22 protein-coding genes and 1 tRNA gene are annotated in these 18,292 nt (G+C 67.3%); 6 read left to right on the top strand and 17 right to left on the bottom strand.

Going from position 1 to position 18,292, the window contains the following annotated elements:
- From ACKTTN_RS01425 to ACKTTN_RS01445, 5 genes are all read right to left on the bottom strand, one after another.
- Positions 1 to 1,173 carry a cystathionine gamma-synthase gene (locus ACKTTN_RS01425; protein WP_407908091.1) on the bottom strand — a complete coding sequence of 391 codons (1,173 nt, stop codon included), beginning with the start codon at positions 1,171 to 1,173 and terminating at the stop codon, positions 1 to 3.
- 67 nt (positions 1,174 to 1,240) lie between these two features.
- Positions 1,241 to 2,152, bottom strand: coding sequence for a 2OG-Fe(II) oxygenase (locus tag ACKTTN_RS01430; RefSeq protein WP_407908092.1), 912 nt, complete (start codon positions 2,150 to 2,152; stop codon positions 1,241 to 1,243).
- The gene (locus ACKTTN_RS01435) at positions 2,149 to 3,525 is read right to left on the bottom strand and encodes a pyridoxal-phosphate dependent enzyme (RefSeq protein ID WP_407908093.1); all 1,377 of its coding nucleotides are present in this window, start codon (positions 3,523 to 3,525) and stop codon (positions 2,149 to 2,151) included. The genes ACKTTN_RS01430 and ACKTTN_RS01435 overlap by 4 nt, the downstream gene beginning before the upstream one ends.
- Positions 3,526 to 3,627: 102 nt before the next feature.
- Complete coding sequence (locus tag ACKTTN_RS01440) at positions 3,628 to 3,846, bottom strand: YdcH family protein (RefSeq protein WP_407908094.1); 219 nt, start codon at positions 3,844 to 3,846, stop codon at positions 3,628 to 3,630.
- Between the two features lie 243 nt (positions 3,847 to 4,089).
- The gene (locus ACKTTN_RS01445) at positions 4,090 to 5,364 is read right to left on the bottom strand and encodes an OmpA family protein (protein WP_407908095.1); all 1,275 of its coding nucleotides are present in this window, start codon (positions 5,362 to 5,364) and stop codon (positions 4,090 to 4,092) included.
- A 94-nt stretch (positions 5,365 to 5,458) separates the two neighbouring features.
- Here ACKTTN_RS01445 and ACKTTN_RS01450 point away from each other — a divergent pair, with 94 nt between their 5' ends.
- On the top strand, positions 5,459 to 6,568 hold the full coding sequence (locus ACKTTN_RS01450; RefSeq protein WP_407908096.1) for a PilT/PilU family type 4a pilus ATPase: 1,110 nt from the start codon (positions 5,459 to 5,461) through the stop codon (positions 6,566 to 6,568).
- Positions 6,569 to 6,637: 69 nt separating this feature from the next.
- On the opposite strand, the gene maiA is transcribed toward ACKTTN_RS01450, so the two are convergent.
- From maiA to rplM, 6 genes are all read right to left on the bottom strand, one after another.
- Positions 6,638 to 7,309 carry a maleylacetoacetate isomerase gene (gene maiA, locus ACKTTN_RS01455; RefSeq protein WP_407908097.1) on the bottom strand — a complete coding sequence of 224 codons (672 nt, stop codon included), beginning with the start codon at positions 7,307 to 7,309 and terminating at the stop codon, positions 6,638 to 6,640.
- 88 nt (positions 7,310 to 7,397) lie between these two features.
- Positions 7,398 to 8,384 carry a fumarylacetoacetate hydrolase family protein gene (locus ACKTTN_RS01460; RefSeq protein WP_407908098.1) on the bottom strand — a complete coding sequence of 329 codons (987 nt, stop codon included), beginning with the start codon at positions 8,382 to 8,384 and terminating at the stop codon, positions 7,398 to 7,400.
- Between the two features lie 76 nt (positions 8,385 to 8,460).
- Positions 8,461 to 9,204: a 2OG-Fe dioxygenase family protein gene (locus ACKTTN_RS01465; RefSeq protein WP_407908099.1), complete on the bottom strand. Its 744-nt coding sequence runs from the start codon at positions 9,202 to 9,204 to the stop codon at positions 8,461 to 8,463.
- A 71-nt stretch (positions 9,205 to 9,275) separates the two neighbouring features.
- Positions 9,276 to 9,350 (bottom strand) — tRNA-Gln (locus ACKTTN_RS01470).
- Positions 9,351 to 9,413: 63 nt separating this feature from the next.
- On the bottom strand, positions 9,414 to 9,806 hold the full coding sequence (rpsI, locus tag ACKTTN_RS01475) for a 30S ribosomal protein S9 (RefSeq protein WP_407908100.1): 393 nt from the start codon (positions 9,804 to 9,806) through the stop codon (positions 9,414 to 9,416).
- 12 nt (positions 9,807 to 9,818) lie between these two features.
- Positions 9,819 to 10,247 carry a 50S ribosomal protein L13 gene (gene rplM / locus ACKTTN_RS01480; protein WP_407908101.1) on the bottom strand — a complete coding sequence of 143 codons (429 nt, stop codon included), beginning with the start codon at positions 10,245 to 10,247 and terminating at the stop codon, positions 9,819 to 9,821.
- Positions 10,248 to 10,416: 169 nt separating this feature from the next.
- Here rplM and ACKTTN_RS01485 point away from each other — a divergent pair, with 169 nt between their 5' ends.
- Positions 10,417 to 11,574, top strand: a complete 1,158-nt coding sequence (locus tag ACKTTN_RS01485) for a (Fe-S)-binding protein (RefSeq protein WP_407908102.1) — start codon at positions 10,417 to 10,419, stop codon at positions 11,572 to 11,574.
- 9 nt (positions 11,575 to 11,583) lie between these two features.
- Positions 11,584 to 12,225 (top strand): 2-polyprenyl-3-methyl-6-methoxy-1,4-benzoquinone monooxygenase, encoded by a 642-nt coding sequence (gene coq7 / locus ACKTTN_RS01490; protein ID WP_407908103.1) that lies wholly within the window; start codon positions 11,584 to 11,586, stop codon positions 12,223 to 12,225.
- Between the two features lie 66 nt (positions 12,226 to 12,291).
- On the opposite strand, the gene speD is transcribed toward coq7, so the two are convergent.
- Entirely contained in the window at positions 12,292 to 13,086 is a 795-nt protein-coding gene (gene speD / locus ACKTTN_RS01495) for an adenosylmethionine decarboxylase (RefSeq protein ID WP_407908104.1), read from the bottom strand.
- A 185-nt stretch (positions 13,087 to 13,271) separates the two neighbouring features.
- On the opposite strand from speD, the gene crp reads away from it, so the two are divergent.
- The 3 genes from crp to ACKTTN_RS01510 are packed head-to-tail and all read left to right on the top strand — an operon-like array spanning position 13,272 to position 14,817.
- The gene (gene crp / locus ACKTTN_RS01500) at positions 13,272 to 13,958 is read left to right on the top strand and encodes a cAMP-activated global transcriptional regulator CRP (protein WP_407908105.1); all 687 of its coding nucleotides are present in this window, start codon (positions 13,272 to 13,274) and stop codon (positions 13,956 to 13,958) included.
- A 3-nt stretch (positions 13,959 to 13,961) separates the two neighbouring features.
- Positions 13,962 to 14,420 (top strand): GNAT family N-acetyltransferase, encoded by a 459-nt coding sequence (locus ACKTTN_RS01505; protein WP_407908106.1) that lies wholly within the window; start codon positions 13,962 to 13,964, stop codon positions 14,418 to 14,420.
- A 52-nt stretch (positions 14,421 to 14,472) separates the two neighbouring features.
- Positions 14,473 to 14,817: a GFA family protein gene (locus tag ACKTTN_RS01510; protein ID WP_407908107.1), complete on the top strand. Its 345-nt coding sequence runs from the start codon at positions 14,473 to 14,475 to the stop codon at positions 14,815 to 14,817.
- A gap of 6 nt (positions 14,818 to 14,823) precedes the next feature.
- Here ACKTTN_RS01510 and ACKTTN_RS01515 read toward each other — a convergent pair whose 3' ends face one another.
- Genes ACKTTN_RS01515 through ACKTTN_RS01535 form a run of 5 tightly spaced genes read right to left on the bottom strand, consistent with a single transcriptional unit; the run spans position 14,824 to position 18,289 of the window.
- Positions 14,824 to 15,558, bottom strand: a complete 735-nt coding sequence (locus ACKTTN_RS01515) for a haloacid dehalogenase-like hydrolase (protein ID WP_407908108.1) — start codon at positions 15,556 to 15,558, stop codon at positions 14,824 to 14,826.
- On the bottom strand, positions 15,555 to 16,343 hold the full coding sequence (gene trpC / locus ACKTTN_RS01520; RefSeq protein WP_407908109.1) for an indole-3-glycerol phosphate synthase TrpC: 789 nt from the start codon (positions 16,341 to 16,343) through the stop codon (positions 15,555 to 15,557). Before trpC ends, ACKTTN_RS01515 begins: the two co-directional genes overlap by 4 nt.
- Positions 16,343 to 16,681, bottom strand: a complete 339-nt coding sequence (locus ACKTTN_RS01525; RefSeq protein ID WP_407908110.1) for an antibiotic biosynthesis monooxygenase family protein — start codon at positions 16,679 to 16,681, stop codon at positions 16,343 to 16,345. Before ACKTTN_RS01525 ends, trpC begins: the two co-directional genes overlap by 1 nt.
- Positions 16,678 to 17,709, bottom strand: a complete 1,032-nt coding sequence (gene trpD, locus ACKTTN_RS01530) for an anthranilate phosphoribosyltransferase (RefSeq protein WP_407908111.1) — start codon at positions 17,707 to 17,709, stop codon at positions 16,678 to 16,680. The genes ACKTTN_RS01525 and trpD overlap by 4 nt, the downstream gene beginning before the upstream one ends.
- A gap of 1 nt (position 17,710) precedes the next feature.
- Complete coding sequence (locus tag ACKTTN_RS01535) at positions 17,711 to 18,289, bottom strand: anthranilate synthase component II (RefSeq protein WP_407908112.1); 579 nt, start codon at positions 18,287 to 18,289, stop codon at positions 17,711 to 17,713.
- Between the last annotated feature and the right edge of the window lie 3 nt (positions 18,290 to 18,292).

Raw genomic sequence — 18,292 nt, forward strand, 5'->3', positions numbered from 1 at the left:
TCAACCACGATGCGCGAGCGCTGATTGCACGTCGGACCTGAGGTCCGCCGCGTCTTCCACGCCCACACTCAACCGCACGAGGTTGTCCAACAACCCCAGCTGCGCCCGCCGTTCCGGCGGCACGGATGCATGCGTCATGATCGCCGGATGGTTGACGAGGCTTTCGACGCCACCAAGTGACTCCGCCAGCGCGAACAACTCCGTGCGTTCGCAGAAACGCTTTGCGGCATCGAGCCCGCCCTTCACGAAAATCGTCACCATCCCGCCAAAGCCATCCATCTGGCGCTTCGCGAGTTCGTGCTGCGGGTGCGACGCAAGGCCCGGATAGATCACGCGCTCGATCGCAGGATGCGACTGCAGCCACTCCGCCAGCGCCATGGCGTTCTCGCAATGCGCCTTCATGCGCAGGTGGAGCGTCTTGAGGCCACGCAATGCGAGGAAGCTGTCGAAAGGCCCCTGCACGCCACCGACGGCGTTCTGCAGGAACGCCATCTGCTCGGCGAGCTCGGTGTCGTCGCCCACCACCGCCATGCCGCCGACGATGTCGGAGTGCCCGTTGAGGTACTTCGTCGCGGAATGCATGACGATGTGCGCCCCGAGCGAGAGCGGGCGCTGCAGCATCGGCGAGCAGAACGTGTTGTCGACGACGACGATCAGGCCGCGCTTGCGGGCAATGGTCGCGATCTTTTCGATGTCGACCAGCTTGAGCAGCGGGTTGGTCGGCGTCTCGATCCACACCATGCGTGTTTCGGGGCGGATCGCTGCCTCGAACACGGCAGGATCGGTGAGGTCGACCCAGCTGAAGTCGAGCGCCGCGCTGCGACGACGCACGCGTTCGAACAGGCGATACGTACCGCCGTAGACGTCGTCCATGGCGATGACGTGGCTGCCGGCATCCAGCAGCTCAAGGATCGTCGACGTCGCAGCCAGGCCGGAGGCGAACGCGAACCCGCGGGTGCCGCCTTCGAGCGCGGCAACGCAGCGCTCGTAGGCGAAACGCGTCGGGTTGTGGCTGCGCGAATACTCGAAGCCCTGGTGCTCGCCCGGGCTGCTCTGCACGTAGGTCGACGTCGCGTAGATCGGCGTCATCACGGCGCCGGTGCTCGGGTCGGGCGACTGGCCCGCGTGAATGGCGAGCGTGCCCAGTCCAGGCGTGGAGCGGTCGTTGTGCATGCGGTCGCGAGGTCCTTACGGCGACCGACGATTCTACCACCGCCGGTTTGGCGCCCAACGGCGCCGTTCAGGCGACGAAGGTGGTCAGCGCGTGGCGCGTGCCCTGCGTGATCGGCGTCACCTCGTGGAGCAGCGAGCACGAGAAGACCAGGGCCGCGCCGGTCGCCGGGCTGTACGGCGCCGGGCCGAATTCAGGAAAGCGGAACTCTCCGCCCGAGTAGGCACCGGCGTCGAGGTTTACCGATATCGCGAAGCGCCGGTACGCGACATCGGGCGTGTCGTTGTCCCGATGGGCGTGGAAGTAGCCCGCGCCTTCCGCATAGGCGAGCAGCTTGAACGGATCGCGCCGCGCCACCTGGAACTGGAATACGCGCGCGATTTCCGGAACCACGCGGCGCAGCAGACGGGCCTGGACGGCCGCCTCCAGCGCCGGATCGCGGATCGGGCTTTCCCGGCGCGCCTTGATGTCGGGCGCCAGATGCGGCGTCCGGACGCCGTTCTCGATCACGAGCACGTGTGATGAATCGCCGCCCTCGCAGTCGCGTTCGAAATGCTCGATGAGCGCGACGCACAACTCCGGTTCAAGCACACGCGGCAACTGCAGGACAGGCGCGTTCGGTGTCGCGGGATGCTCATCTTGACGAGCTGCGTGCCCACCCCCGGCGTGAGGGCCGATGACACGCAAGTTGGCGTCGACGTCGAAGATCGTCGTCGCAAACAGCGCGCACCAGTCGGAGTCGGCCGCGGCGAGACGCCACCCGTCAGGCACCTCGCCGCGAACGTTCACCGCGAGAGCGTCCGCAGCCGGTGCAACGGCGAGACCGCGCAACGCCTCAGCCTCGATGCCCACCGCCAGCACCATGGCCCGGCCACCGAACACCTTGTGCAGCCTGACGCGTTCGCCGTCCCCGAACCGCAACCACACGTCCGGCAGGCGATCACCGGGCTGCGCGGTCGGCGGCAGCGCGAACGACGTCACTGCACGCGGCGACGCAGGTAGTTCAGCAGGTCGATGCGAGTGATCAGGCCGAGGAAACGCGGCCCGTCGGAAATGATCGCGACATGCCCGCGGTCGAACACGGGCAGCAGCGATTCGATCGGGGAACGCACGTCGATCTTGTCGAGCTTGCTGACCATCGCGGTCGACACCGGATCACGGAAGCGTTGCTCGTCGCCATACACATGCAGCAGCACGTCGGATTCGTCGACGATGCCGACGAGCTCGTCGCCATCCATCACGGGCAGCTGCGAGACGTCGTACAGCTTCATGCGCTGGTAGGCAGTGACGAGCAGATCCTTGGGGCCGACGACGACCGTGTCGCGCTGCGAGAACGGACGCAGGATGAGGTCGCGCAGGTCGCCGTGCTGCTCACGCTGGATGAAGCCGTTGTCGAGCATCCAGTAGTCGTTGTACATCTTCGACAGGTACTTGTTGCCGGTGTCGCAGACGAACACCAGCACCTTTTTCGGCGTTGTCTGTTCGCGGCAGTACTTGAGCGCGGCGGCGAGCAGCGTGCCGGTCGACGAACCGCCCAGAATCCCCTCTTTTTCCAGCAGTTCGCGAGCGGTGAGGAAGCTCTCGCGATCCGAAATCGCGTACGCCTTCCTGACGCGGGTGAAGTCGGAAATCGGCGGCAGGAAATCCTCGCCGATGCCTTCCACCATCCAGCTGCCGGACTTCTCCGACAGCGTGCCGCGGTTGATGTATTCCTCCAGGATCGAGCCGACCGGATCGGCGAGCACGAGCTCGGTATGCGGCGACTTCTCGGCGAAGCAACGCGACAGGCCGGTCATCGTGCCCGAGCTTCCGCAACCGAACACGATCGCGTCGACGCCACCGACATCCGCCATCTGCGCGAGGATTTCCGGGCCGGTGCCGAACTCGTGCGCGGATGGATTGTCCGGATTGCCGAACTGGTTGATGAAGTACGCGCCCGGCGTTTCCGCGGCGATGCGCGCGGCCATGTCCTGGTAGTAATCCGGATGGCCCTTGGCGACATCGCTGCGCGTCAGCACGACCTGCGCACCCATCGCCTTGAGGTTGAAGATCTTCTCGCGGCTCATCTTGTCGGGCACGACAAGAATGAGCTTGTAGCCCTTCTGCTGCGCGACCAGTGCGAGGCCGATACCGGTGTTGCCAGCGGTGCCTTCGACGAGCGTGTCGCCAGGCTTGATATCGCCGCGTGCTTCCGCGGCCTCGATCATCTTCAGACCGATGCGGTCCTTGATCGATCCGCCGGGGTTCTGGCTCTCGAGCTTCAGATAGAGCTCGCAGACGCCGGTATCGAGGCGCTGGGCCTTGATGACCGGCGTTGCGCCGATCAGCTCGAGAACGGACTGGTGTAAAGGCATGGCGGATCCGTGCTGCCGGGAAGCGCGCCATTCTACCGGCCGCCACGTCGGCGGCCGGCAGCCGTCGCCAACCCGCGGCTGGCGACGGCGCTTTGGATGTCCTCAGTGAAGCAGCGTGTCCGCCATTCGGACCAGCCGGTCCTTGGCGTGGAGCTTTTCGCGCTTCATCCGCGTGAGTTCGAGGTCATCGACGGGACTGATGCCGAGTTCGGCGTTCATGACCCGACGGTCGAGATCCTGGTGTCGCTGGTACAGCTGTTTGAACTCGGAATTGGCCTTGATGAGCCCATCGAGCTCGTTCGCGGATCGGTCTTCGAACATGCAAACCTCCTCGGCACATGCTTCCGGCGGCATCGACCGCCGGAGACGGTGATGGCCGCGTCGCACGACCGCGGAGTTGACGCGATGCGCGACCCGGCGTCGCGACGGGGCGGAACGGCCCCGACGAATCGACCGTACTCCCCCTTCCGGGCGCGCAGCAAGCGGCGCTAACCCGGTGCCGACAGCCGGTCGTCACATGCCTGAAGGTGGCGACAAAACGCCGTTAAAGCCGCTAAAAACGCGCTATTTCTGCGTGAGGACCACTTCGACGCGCCGGTTCTTCGCGCGACCCGCGGCACTGCCGTTGTCCGCGACCGGCTGGGCCGCACCGTGACCGGCGGCGTCGATGCGGACATTGCCGGCGCCGGCCGCGGCGAGTGCCTGACGGACCGCAGCGGCGCGCCGCTGCGACAACTGCTGGTTGGCCGCGGCGTCGCCCTGGTTGTCGGTGAAGCCGTCGATGCGGACGGCCGTTGCGCGCGAGACATCGATGTAATGCGCGAGCGCCTTGAGGCTGCCGGTCGCGGCGGCGGTGAGGGTCGCCTGGCCGGACGCGAACGCGTCGCCGGCCAGCGTGAACACCTCGCCGCGCGGATCGCGCTTCATCGGCGGAAGCTTGGCGTCGGCGACGAGTTCGGCTTCCTCGCGGGCGAGCTTCAGCTCCTTCTCGCGGGCGGCGGAAAGCTTGGCGGCCTGCGCGGTGGTCGCGCCCTGCAGTGCGGTTTCGGCGTCGACGCGGGCCTGCTCGGTTTCGGCGGCCTGCTGGCGCAGGCGCTCGGCCTCTTCCGCCTGCATCTGGGCTTCCATGCGCAGGCGGTCGGCCTCGGCGCGGGCGGCGGCGGCGTCGCGGCGGGTCGATTCCAGCTGCAGTTCGGAATACGTGCGTTCGAGGCGGTCGTTGTCGCGCTGCATGGCCTGCGCGTAGGCCGCGAGTTCGGCGGCGCGGACGCGACGCTCGGCCAGCGCTTCGGCGGCCGGGCGCTGCTTGCCCTTGACCGTCGCCAGCGCATCGACCGCCTGCTGCGCCTGCGCGCGTTCCAGCGGTGCGGCGTCGGCGAGACGCGGGTCGGCGGCCAGTACCTGCAGGCGGCCGGCGTAATTGCCGGCAGCGTCGGCTGGCGCGGTGGGAAGCCGGACGGCGGCGTCGGCCTCGATACCGAGCGTCGCCTGCAGTTCGGCGACCTCCGTCTGGCGCTGCGCCCGGGCCGCCGCGACCACCGACGCACGGCTGCGCGCGGCAGCGAGATCCGCATCGGCCGACGCCATCAGCGCGAGCCGGCGGGCGTCGTCATCCTTGCCGGCCGACATCGCGGCCTGTGCCTGCGATAGCTCCCGCTGCGCGGCCGCCAGCTCGGCGCCAGCGTACTGGTCCGCATCGACCTGCGCGGCCCGCGCCACCGCCTGCTGTGCCGCGGTCAGCTCGCCGGTCGGCGGTGGCAGCGTCGCGCAGCCTCCGAGTGTCGCGGTGAGAACGGCAGCAAGAAGCGCGTTGCGCGGATATGCGAAGCTTGGACGCATTGGGGACCCGGATCGTGGCGTTGGGGGACGCGCGGTCATTGTGGCCATGCCGGCTGTACCGGCGCAAACCTGCATTGCCATACGAGGAGACTGCATGGACATCGGCTACTTCCTGAAGCTGATGACGGAGAAGAACGCGTCGGACATGTTTCTGACGACGGGGGCTCCGGTCTATATCAAGGTGGAAGGCAAGCTTCAGCCGCTGGGCAATACGGGCCTGCCGTCGGGCATGGTCAAGAAAATTGCTTATTCGCTGATGGACGAAGGCCAGGTGCCGGAATTCGAGACCAATCTCGAACTCAACATGGCCTATGCGATTCCCGACTCGGGCCGCTTCCGCGTCAACGTGTTCAAGCAGCGCGGCGAAGTCGGCATGGTGATCCGCGCGATCAAGAACGTGATCCCGTCGATCGAGGAACTGCAGCTCCCGCAGGTGCTGAAGGAAATCATCACCTCGCCGCGCGGGCTGGTGCTCATCGTCGGCAGCACGGGCTCCGGCAAGTCGACCACGCTCGCGTCGATGATCGATCATCGCAACAGCAACATGGCGGGCCACATCCTCACCATCGAGGATCCGATCGAGTTCCTGCACAAGCACAAGAAATCGATCGTCAACCAGCGCGAAGTCGGCCTGGATACGCACAGCTTCCACGCCGCGCTGAAGAACGCGATGCGCGAAGCACCGGACGTCATCCTGATCGGCGAGATCCTGGACGCGACGACCATGGAAGCGGCGATTTCGTTCGCGGAAACCGGCCACCTCTGCCTGGCGACGCTGCACTCCAACAACGCCGACCAGACGCTCGAGCGCATCCTCAACTTCTTCCCGGAACCGGCGCACAAGAACGTGCTGATGAACCTCGCGCTGAACCTCAAGGCGGTGGTGAGCCAGCGCCTCGTCGTCGGCGTCGACGGTCGCCGCCTGCCGGCGACCGAAGTGCTGATCAACACGCCGCACGTTCGCGACCTCATGCGCCGCGGACAGGTGCACGAGATCAAGCAGGCGATGGAAGAGTCGCTGGAAGACGGCATGGAGACGTTCGACCAGTGCCTGTTCCGGCTCTACAAGGAAGGCCGCATCGACATGGAAAGCGCGCTGCGCGCCGCCGACTCGCGTGATGGCCTCGCGCTCAAGTTCCGCCTCTCCGAAGGTGCGGGCACCGAGCACGATCCCTACGCGGAGATGTACAACCCGGCGTTGTAAGCGCAACGTTCGACGCCAAAACGGCGGCCTTCGTGGCCGCCGTTTCTGTTTGCGCGATGCTGCCGTGTTTCAGGCGCGCTGGGTTTCCGGACAGTCCGGCTGGTTCTCCGGCCGCGCGATGTCGAACGCCGGCAGCGCGAGGCAGGCTTTCTCGATGCGCGCGATGGTCGCCCAGCGCTCGATGTCGACGCCGAAACGCCGCGCGTTGTAGAGCTGCGGCACGAGGCAGCAGTCGGCCAGCGTCGGCGCATCGCCTTCGCAGAATTCACCCGTGGCGGGATGGTCGACGAGCGACATCTCCATCGCCTCGAGGCCCTTCACGATCCAGTGCCGCACCCACTCGTCGCGTTCGGCTTGCGGCACGTTCCACTCGCGCTCGAAGTACTGCAGCACGCGCAGGTTGTTGAGCGGATGTACGTCGCAGGCGACCAGCTGCGCAAGCCCGCGTGCACGCGCGCGATCGCGCGCCAGCGAAGGCAGCAGCGGCGACTCCGGCCACGTCTCATCGAGGTATTCGAGGATCGCCATCGACTGGCGGTACAGCCGGTTGCCGTGCTGCAGCACCGGCACCAGTTCCTGCGGATTGGTCTCGTGGAAATCCGCCGCGTGCTGCTCGCCGCCGTCGCGCAGCAGGTGCACCGGCACGGTCTCGTACGGCAGCTCCTTGAGCGCCAGGCCGATGCGCACGCGATAGGCGGCGCTCGACCGCCAGTAGGAGTACAGGCGCAGCGGCTCGCTCACGACACGTCTCCGCGAAGGAAGGCAGTCACATTAACCGGCCGGCGCGAAGACCGCGTGCCGGCCATGCGCCGTCCGTCGTCGCTGCCGGTCAGCGCGTGTGCGCTTCGATGCGCTGCTCGATCGCACCGAAGATGCTCGCGCCGTCACGGCCGAACATCTCGATGCGCACGGTGTCGCCGAACGACATGAACGGCGTGGACGGCTTGCCCTGCTCCAGCGTTTCGACCACGCGCTTCTCGGCGAAGCACGATGCCCCGAGCGACGTGTCTTCGTTCGCCACGGTGCCCGAGCCGACGATCGTGCCGGCCGACAGCGGGCGCGTCTTCGCCGCGTGCGCAACCAGCTGCGCGAAGTCGAACTGCATGTCGACGCCAGCTTCCGGCGCACCGAACCACGCGCCGTTGATGTGCGTCGTCATCGGCAGGTGCACCTTGTTGCCCTGCCATGCGTCACCGAGCTCATCCGGCGTCACGAATACCGGGCTCAGCGCCGAGCGGGGCTTGCTTTGCAGGAAGCCGAAGCCCTTGGCGAGCTCGTCCGGAATCAGGTTGCGCAGGGAGACGTCGTTGACCAGGCCGATCAGCTGGATGTGTCCGGCGGTTTCCTCGGGCGTCGCCGCCATCGGCACGTCGTCGGTGATCACCACGACTTCGGCTTCGAGGTCAATGCCGTAGGTCTCGCTCGGCACGCGCACGGCGTCGCGCGGTCCGTAGAAGCCGGCGCTGGTGGCCTGGTACATCAGCGGATCGACGTAGAAGCTCTGCGGCACCTCGGCGCCACGCGCGCGGCGCACACGCTCGACGTGCGGCAGGTAGGCGGAGCCGTCGACGAACTCGTAGGCGCGCGGCAGCGGCGCGGCGAGCTCGGCCATGTCGACGTCGAACGCGCCGTCGGCGGTGCCCGCGTTCAAGGACTCGTAGAGCGCGTTGAGGCGCGGCGCGGTGTTCGACCAGTCCTCGAGCGCGCGCTGCATCGTCGGCGCGATGCCGTTCGCGCGCACGCCGCGTGCGAGGTCGCTCGAGACGACGATCAGCGTGCCGTCGCGGCCGCCTTCCTTGAGGGATCCCAGCTTCATCGCATGCTCCAGAGTCGGGCGCCCGCGGCGCGATGGTTTCAATTGTAACGGTCGCCCCGGAACGCGCGACGCGGGATCAGTCGTCGCCCTGGAACGCCTGCGCGCGGTAGGTGAGCACCAGCGTGTCGCGATGTCCGGCGTCATCGCCGTCGTCGGGCTGGATCGGCGTCGATTCGTGGATTACGCGGGTGTCGTCGAGCAACAGCGCCGACCACGGCTCCTCGAGCGTGAAGCGCTCGCCAGCCGGGCCGTTGGCGTCGAACACGCGCGTCTCGCCGCCCTTGATGCCGTGCCGGCCGACCAACACCACCGCGACGAAATCGACGCCGTCACGATGCGCGCCTTCCGGCGTCGGCCGGCCGAGTCCGCCGGCGGTGTCGATGCGGAACTGGTGCGCTTCGACGAACCAGCGTGGCTGAGGACGGATGGAGGCGAACATCGCGCCCAGCCCACGCAGCAGGCCGGCGAAACCCGGCGCGGCGATGACGCCATCGTCGATCGGGTCGAACCACCGGTGCATGCCGCCGTGCAGTGCGTTGTAGTCGAGTGGCTGCCAGTGCGCGCGGTGCGGCGCCTGCGCGATCGAATCGCCGTCGACGACGAAGCACGAATGCCGACGATGCCGGTAGCGGCCGCCGTCGCGCAGGTAGGTGTCCGGCGGGAGTGCGTCCCAGCTTGGCGCGAGCGCGTCGAGCGCCTCGACGGCGGATGCCGCGAGTGTCGCGATCGAAGCGGCATCGACCACTGCGTACCCGCGCTCGCGCAATCGTTCGCCGGCGACATCGAGTGGCACGACTGGCGGCGGAAAGCGGGCGACCATGGCGGCTCCTGATCCCGAAAACGCGAAGACCCGCACGCGGCGGGTCTTCGGTTGGCTTGTTCAGCCATGTATGGCAGCCCCGGATGGATTCGAACCACCGAATGCCTGAGTCAGAGTCAGGTGCCTTACCGCTTGGCGACGGGGCTATGTAACGAATTTTACCGCGATGGATGCTGACGGCAAGCCCGACAGCATCCAGTGAAACGCGATTAGCGCTTCGAGAACTGCGTGGCGCGGCGAGCCTTGTGCAGGCCGACCTTCTTGCGCTCGACCTCACGGGCGTCGCGCGTCATGAAGCCGGCGCGGCGCAGGTCACCCTTCAGCGCTTCGTCGTATTCGACCAGTGCGCGTGCGATGCCGAGGCGGATTGCACCGGCCTGGCCGGTGATGCCGCCGCCGGCGACGGTCACGACGACGTCGAACTGCTCGGTCGACTTCGTCAGCTCGAGCGGCTGACGCACGATCATGCGCGCCGTCTCACGGCCGAAGAACTCGTCCAGCGGACGCTGGTTGACGGTGATCTGCCCCGAGCCCTTGCGCAGGAACACGCGGGCGGTGGAGGACTTGCGGCGGCCGGTGCCGTAATTCTGCTGGGTTGCCATGTTCGTCTGACCTTAGATGTCGAGCGGCTGCGGCTGCTGCGCGGCGTGCGGGTGCTCGGCACCCTTGTAGACCTTGAGCTTGCGGTACATCGCGCGGCCCAGCGGGCCCTTCGGCAGCATGCCCTTCACCGCGATCTCGATCACGCGCTCCGGATGGCGCTCAAGCGCCTGGGCGAGCGATTCGGTCTTGAGGTTGCCGACGTAGCCGGTGAAGCGGTGGTACTTCTTGTCCTGCAGCTTGTTGCCCGTGACCGCGATCTTGTCGGCGTTGACGACGACGAGATAGTCGCCGGTGTCGACGTGCGGGGTATAGACGGGCTTGTGCTTGCCGCGCAGGCGGCGGGCGAGCTCCGAGGCCAGGCGGCCCAGGGTCTTGCCATTGGCGTCGACGAGGTACCAGTCGCGCTGGACGGTCTCGGACTTGGCGATAAAGGTCTTCATGACAAAACTCTTGGTGGGTGCATGGTCGGGCTGATTGGGAGCGCCGGATGGCGTCCGAACTTCGCCGCGCGTTGTGGGGACCGGGGTCCCGCGAACAAAGAAGCGGAATTCTAGCCGCCCGGGCCGGCTTCGTGCAAGCCGCGCCAAGACCGCGCTAGGATCGGCCGCCATGCCCCTGCCCCGACCGCCCTCGGCCGACCCGCTGGTCGCGCTGGCCGACCAGTGCGTGCAGTGCGGCCTGTGCCTGCCGGCCTGCCCGACCTACCGGCGCGACCGGCTTGAGACCGAATCCCCGCGCGGACGGATCGCCCTGGTGCGCGGCTGGGCGCTCGACGCGCTGGAGCCGACCGGCGCCGGCGACACGCATCTGGACCACTGCCTCGCCTGCCGCAGCTGCGAGGCCATCTGCCCGGCCGGGGTGCGCTACGGCACGCTCCTGCAAGCCGCGCGCGAGCGACAGCGCGATCGACGCAGGGTCGGCTGGCGACAGGCCGTGCTCGAAACCCTCGCCGCTCGACCGCGACTGCTCGCCGCCCTCATGACGCTTTACCGCGGTCTGCATCCGCTGCTTCCGGCCGCTTGGCAGCCGCTGCCGAGGCCGCCGCAGCCGAAGCAGTCCCGCACTGTCGTAAACGAAGCGGCGACACGCGCCGCGTTGTTCGTCGGCTGCGTCGCACGGGCGTACGAGCCAGCCGCCCGCGACGCCCTGAGCCGCCTGCTCGTGGCATGCGACGTCGAACTCGTCGCGCCCGACGCGCAGACCTGCTGCGGCGCCCTGCACGCGCATGCCGGTGCGAGCGAGGCCGCGAATGCCCTCGCCCGCACGAATGCGAACGCGTTCGCTGATGCACCGCTGGTGCTGACGCTCGCCAGCGGTTGCCATGAAGCGGTTGCCGAGGCAATGCCGGCGTCGAGCGAAACGCTCGACGCGATCGAGTTTCTCGCGCGCCACGCCGATCGCCTGCATTTCCGCCAGGCGCGCCATCGCGTCGCGCTGCACCTGCCGTGCACGCAGCGCAATGTCGTGCGTAGCGCGCCGGCATTGCGACGGCTGCTTGCACGCGTGCCGGATCTGGACATCGTCGACCTCGATGCCGGCTTCGGCTGCTGCGGCGCCGCTGGAACGGCGATGTTGACCGATGCCGACCGCGCTGCGTCGTTCCGCGCGCCGCTTGTCGCGCACGCCCATGCCGCCGGCGTGAGCGAGGTGCTGAGCGCGAACATCGGTTGCCGGTTGCACCTCGCGAACGGCACCGCGTTGCCGGTGCGCCATCCGCTCGAATTCCTCGCCGACCATCTCGACAGCGCGCGCGCATCACCGCAGTAGACTGCGCGCATGCAGACCCGACGTCTTTCGCCGCTCGATCGCTGGATCGACACCGCGCAGCGCGCGCTGGAAACCGTGGCCGGTGATCCGCCCGCGATGCGCGCGAATCCCGCCGCCACGCAGGGCGACCTGGTGCTCGACGACGCCGAGCGTCGCCACGCCGCCGGCCTCATGCGCATCAACCACGTCGGCGAGGTCTGCGCGCAGGCGCTGTACGTCGGCCAGGCGTCGGTCGCGCGCGATTCGCGCACGCGCGATCACCTTTTGCACGCGGCGCAGGAGGAAACCGACCACCTCGCCTGGTGTGCCGAGCGCCTGCGCGAACTCGATAGCCGGCCGAGCCTGCTGAATCCCCTGTGGTACGCGGGTTCGTACGCGATCGGGCTCGCCGCCGGCCTGCGCGGCGACGGTTGGAACCTCGGTTTCGTGGTCGAGACCGAGCGCCAGGTCGAAGCGCACATCGACGAGCACCTCGCCTCGCTGCCGCCTGCCGACGTGCGCAGCCGCGCGATCCTCGAGGTGATGAAGGACGACGAGATCCGCCACGCCGACAATGCCGAAGCCGCCGGCGCGCGCGTGCTGCCGATCCCGATTCCGCAGGTGATGGCTGCGGCGTCGAAGCTGATGAAGACGGTCGCCTACCGCATCTGACCGGGCAACCGCCGCAACGAAAAAGGCCGGCGAGCGCCGGCCTTTTCTTTACGTCGCGAACCTCGATCAGTCGACGAGGTTGCGGCCGTGGTAGAGCTCTTCGATCTCGCGCTTCAGGCGCGCTTCGATCTTCAGGCGATCCTTGAACGACAGGTTCTTCGCCTTCTCCTCGAAGAGATACGTGTCGAGGTCGAATTCCTTCAGGTGCATCTTCGTGTGGAAGATGTTTTCCTGGTAGACGTTGACGTCGAGCATCTCGTAGCGGTTCTTGATGTTCTTCGCCAGGTAATCCTGGATCGAATTGATCTTGTGGTCGATGTAGTGCTTCTTGCCCTTGATGTCGCGGGTGAAGCCGCGCACGCGGTAGTCGAGCACGACGATGTCGGACTCGAAGCTCTCGATCAGGTAGTTCAACGCCTTCAGCGGCGAGATCACGCCGCAGGTGGCCACATCGATGTCGGCGCGGAACGTCGCGATGCCATTGTCCGGATGCGTCTCCGGATACGTGTGCACCGTGATGTGCGACTTGTCCATGTGCGCGACGACCGCGTCGGAGATCAGCTCCTTGCCGGCGTCCTTGCGCTCGATCACCGGTTCTTCCGAGATCAGGATCGTCACCGACGCACCCTGCGGGTCGTAGTCCTGGCGCGCGATGTTGAGGATGTTGGCGCCGATGATCTCGGCGACGTCCGTCAGGATCTGCGTGAGGCGGTCCGCGTTGTACGCCTCGTCGATGTACTGGATGTAGCGCTGGCGCTCATCCTCCGATGCGGCGTAGGAGATGTCGTAGATGTTGAACGACAGCGCCTTGGTCAGGTTGTTGAATCCCTGTAGCCGCAGGCGCGGCAGTGGCTTGACCACGTGCGTGGATCCCGGTGAATGAACGAAGGCGCGGGATTATGGGGCAACTGGGGTGATGGGGGAACGAATGGCGCCCAACGCCATGCCATCAGGCTTGGAACCGCGGGCAAAAACGAAGAGTGACGGGATTGGCCCTTTGCGCCCAATCGTCTATATAGTCGGTTAATTCCCATAGAGCCCGGCCCATGTCCCCCGACCTGGCAACCCCGCACGTTCCGCGTCGCCCACAGAGCCCGTTGATGCCCGACAACGCGGCGATCGACCGGTTCCTCGCCCACTGTCACCGCCGTCGCTACCCGTCCCGCACGGACGTGTTCCGCCCGGGCGACTCGGCGACCACCCTGTACTACGTGATCTCCGGCTCGGTGAGCATCATCAACGAGGAAGAGGACGGTCGCGAGCTGGTGCTGGGTTATTTCGGCCCGGGGCAGTTCGTCGGCGAAATGGGCCTGTTCATCGAAAGCGACCGTCGCGAGGTGACCCTGCGCACCCGCACCGCGACCGAGCTGGCCGAGATCGGCCACGAGCGCTTCTACGACCTGCTGATGACCCGGCTGTCGACCGACGCGCCCAAGCTGCTGTATTCGATCGGCGCGCAGATTTCCCGTCGCCTGCTCGACACCAGCCGCAAGGCCGGCCGCCTGGCCTTCCTCGACGTCACCGACCGCATCGTCCGCACCCTGCACGACCTGTCCAAGGAGCCGGAGGCGATGAGCCACCCGCAGGGCACCCAGATCCGGGTGTCGCGCCAGGAGCTGTCGCGGCTGGTGGGCTGCTCGCGCGAGATGGCCGGCCGCGTCCTCAAGAAGCTCCAGGCCGACGGCCTGCTCCACGCACGCGGCAAGACGGTCGTCCTCTACGGCACACGCTGAGCGATGACCCGCTTCGAGGAAGCGCCCGACGGGATCCGCGTGCGTGACGCGCGGATCGGCGACGCCAGCGACGTCGCCCGCCTCCTCGAACTCCTCGGCTACCCCTGCAGCCGCGACGACGCCTCCGAGCGCATCGCGGTGGTGCTGTCCGACCCCCGCCAGCGGCTGCTGCTCGCCGAGATCGGCGGCCACGCCTGCGGGCTGGTCGGAGTGGAATTGCGCTATTCACTCGCCCGCGGCGCCGAACAGGCGCGCATCACCGCGCTCGTGGTGATGCCCGAATGCGAGCGACAGGGCGTCGGCCGTCGTCTGCTGCGCGAGGTCGAATCGATCGCGCGCCAGGCCGGCGCGGCGCGGATCGAGGTCACGGCGGCATCGAGCCGCGACACCGCGCACGCCTTCTATCGCGGCTGCGGCTATACCGACACCTCACTGCATTTCGCCAAACTGCTGGGCGACTGACACCGGACATTGGATTCGACGCGACACCACGCGCGTCGCACCAGGAGGCGGCATGTACACGGGAAGCTGTCATTGCGGCGCGGTGGCCTTTCGCGTCGACGGGACGATCGAGCGCGTCATCGAGTGCAACTGCTCGCACTGCAGTCGCAAGGGCATGCTGCTCTGGTTCGCCCCGCGCGACGCGCTGCACATCGAACGCGGCGAAGATGTGTTGACCGAGTACCGCTTCAACAAGCACGTCATCCAGCACCTGTTCTGCCCGACCTGCGGCTGCCAGCCGTTCGGACGCGGTACCGGCCCGGACGGCAAGCCGATGGCGGCGATCAACGCGCGCTGCCTCGAGGACGTCGACCTCGAGACGATCGAGCGCGTGCCGTTCGACGGCCGATCGCGCTGAGGCGACTCAGGCGTCCGCGCGCACCGCGTCGCCGGCCCGGCCCGGGCAGCCCCAGTTGAGCATCGGCGTACCGGCCGGCAGGCGTTCGCGGAAGAACGCGACGCCCTTGGGCTTGGGATTCACCACCACCGGATGCCGCGCCGCCTGCAGCAACGGCAGATCCGCGGTGCTGTCCGAATACGCAGCCGCGACGTCGCCGACGAAACCGGCGTCGCGCAGCATCGTCATCTTCATCGCGTGGTGGCAGTGGCGCGCTGCGCGAATGCCGCCCAGCACGCGCCTGACCTCGGTACCGATCACCGGCACGTCGTCGTGTTCGACGAACGCGAGGATCGAACGCGCCAGCCGCGGTGGCGCGCCGGTCGCCACCACGACGCGGTCGGCCGCCGCACGGTGCCGATGGAAAACCTCGAGCGCGACCGGTAGCAGGCGCGCGCGGATGCCATCGACGTTTTCGGCGACGTAGCGGTCGATCAACGCATCGAACGACTCGCGTTCGAACACGGTGCCTGCCCACACGAACGCACCGATGCCGTGTCGGCGTGTCGGCAGGAACGCGATCATCGGGCCGGCTATCGGCGCGATCAGCAGCGCGAGCAGCATGCGCCACGCGCTGCGACGGATCAGCCACGCGAACAGATGGCTGCCCGAATCGCCGTCGTACAGCGTGTGGTCGAAATCGAACACCACCAGCGGCGCCGTGTCGGCCACCGGCGGATAGCGCGGCGCATCGAGCGTCATGCGAACAACCGCTGCAGCGCCGCGCCGGGATCCTTCTCGCGCATGAAACTCTCGCCGACGAGGAACGTCTCGACGCCCGCGCCACGCATCTTGGCGACGTCGGCCGGCGTCGCGATGCCGCTTTCGGTGACGAGGATGCGGTCGGTCGGCACCGCGCGCTTGAGGTCCAGCGTGGTGTCGAGCGACACCTCGAACGTGCGCAAGTTGCGATTGTTGACGCCTATGAGCGGGCAGTCGGTCTGCAATGCACGTTCGAGCTCGTCGATGTCGTGCACTTCGACCAGCACATCCATGCCGAGCTCGCTGGCGAGGTTGCCCATCTCCACGAGCGGGCCATCGTCCAGCGCGGCGACGATCAACAGGATCGCGTCGGCGCCGATCATCCGTGCTTCGTACACCTGGTAAGGATCGATCGTGAAATCCTTGCGCAGGATCGGCAGCGTGCACGCGCGATGCGCGAGGCCGAGATAGAGATTGCTGCCCTGGAAGAAGTCGACGTCGGTCAGCACCGACAGGCAGGCCGCGCCGCCGGCTTCGTAACTGCGCGCGATCTCGGCGGGATCGAAGTCCGCGCGGATCAGGCCTTTCGACGGACTCGCCTTCTTCGCCTCCGCGATCACCGCCGGCATGCCGGCCGCATGTTTCGCGCGGATCGCATCGACGAAACCGCGCGCCGGCGGCATGTCGGCGGCGCGCGCCTTGAGGTCGGCCAGCGAACGAACGCGACTGCGCTGCTCGATCTCTTCCGCCTTGCGCGCGAGGATGGTGGTGAGGATGTCGCTCATCAATGCTTCCCGAAACCGTAGGCGCGCTCGACCCGCGCGACGCGCACTTCGAAATGTTCGTACCAGTGCGTGCGTCCGTACTCGCGCACCGGCGTGTGTTCCGCGTGTCGACGCCACGCGGCGATGGCCGCTTCGTCGGTCCAGTACGACAGCGTGATACCGAAGCCGTCATCGCCGCGTACCGATTCGACGCCCAGGAAGCCGGGCTGGGTCGCGGCGAGCGTGATCATGCGATCGGCCGCTTCGGCGTATTCCTGCATACCGACATCGTTGCGCTGCGAGGTGAACGTCACCATCCAGTACGGCGGCGCGGGCGTCTTGGCGAATCCTGTGCTCATGCGGCCAGCTCCTTCGTCGTCGCGACGAATTCGTGCAGCTTGTCGCGCGCAGCGCCGGAGGCGATCGTGCGACGCGCCAGCACGATGCCGTCGGCGATCGACTCGGAAAGACCGGCGACGTACAGCGCGGCGCCTGCATTGAGCGCCACGATCTCGCGCGGCAGGCCGGGCGAATCGTCGAGTGCGAGCATCAGCATCGCGCGTGATTCGCCCGCGTCAGCGACACGCAGGTTACGGCTGGCGGCCATCGAGATGCCGAAGTCCTCGGGATGCACTTCGTACTCGTGCACCACGCCGTCGCGCAGTTCGCCAACAAGCGTCGCGGCGCCCAGCGACAGCTCGTCCATGCCGTCGCGCCCCCAGACCACCATCGCGCGCTCGGCACCGAGTTCCTGCAGCACGCGCACCTGGATGCCGACGAGGTCCGGATGGAACACGCCCATCAGGATATTCGGCGCGCCGGCCGGGTTGGTCAGCGGGCCGAGGATGTTGAACAGCGTGCGCACGCCCATCTCGCGACGCACTGGCGCGACCTGCTTCATCGCCGGATGGTGCAACGGCGCGTACATGAAGCCGATTCCGGTGCGCTCGATACAACGCGCCACTTTTTCCGGCGAAAGCTCGATGCGCGCGCCCAGCGACTCGAGCACGTCGGCACTCCCCGAGCTCGACGACACGCTGCGTCCGCCGTGCTTGGCGACCTTCCCACCGGCCGCGGCGACCACGAACATGCTCGCCGTCGATATGTTGAACGTGCTCGCCCCGTCGCCGCCGGTGCCGACGATGTCGATCATGTGCGTGCGATCGGCGACATGGACCGGCGTCGCGAACTCGCGCATCACCTGCGCCGCGCCGGCGATCTCGCCAACCGTTTCCTTCTTCACCCGCAGGCCGGTAAGGATGGCCGACGTCATGGTCGGACTCACCTCGCCGCGCATGATCATGCGCATCAGGTCGACCATTTCGTCGTGGAAGATCTCGCGATGCTCGATCGTGCGCTGCAGCGCCTGTTGCGGCGTAAGCGGCATCTCAGCGCTCCAGGAAGTTCTTCAGCAGCGCGTGGCCGTGCTGCGTGAGGATGGATTCGGGATGGAACTGCACGCCTTCGACCGGATGCTCGCGATGGCGCAGCCCCATGATCTCGTCGAAGCCGCCGTCGGTGTCCTCGGTCCATGCGGTGATCTCGAGCGATGCGGGCAACGTGTCGCGTGCCACCACCAGCGAGTGATAGCGCGTCGCTTCGTACGCATCCGGCAGACCGGCGAACACACCCTGCCCTTCGTGGCGGATGCGCGACGTCTTGCCGTGCATGATCGTCTTTGCGCGCACCACGTCGCCGCCGTAGGCCTGCCCGATCGACTGGTGGCCGAGGCAGACGCCGAGCGTCGGAACGCGCGTACCCAGCTCCCGGATCACGTCGACGCAAACGCCCGCTTCGTTCGGCGTGCATGGCCCTGGCGAAATGACGATGCGCTCCGGTGCCAGGGCATCGATCTGTGCGACCGACAGCTCGTCATTGCGCACCACCTTCACCTCGGCCCCGAGTGACTGCAGGTACTGCACGAGGTTCCAGGTGAAGCTGTCGTAGTTGTCGATCATCAACAGCATGGG

The organism is Lysobacter claricitrinus (assembly GCF_045866565.1).
GTDB lineage: Bacteria > Pseudomonadota > Gammaproteobacteria > Xanthomonadales > Xanthomonadaceae > Cognatilysobacter > Cognatilysobacter claricitrinus.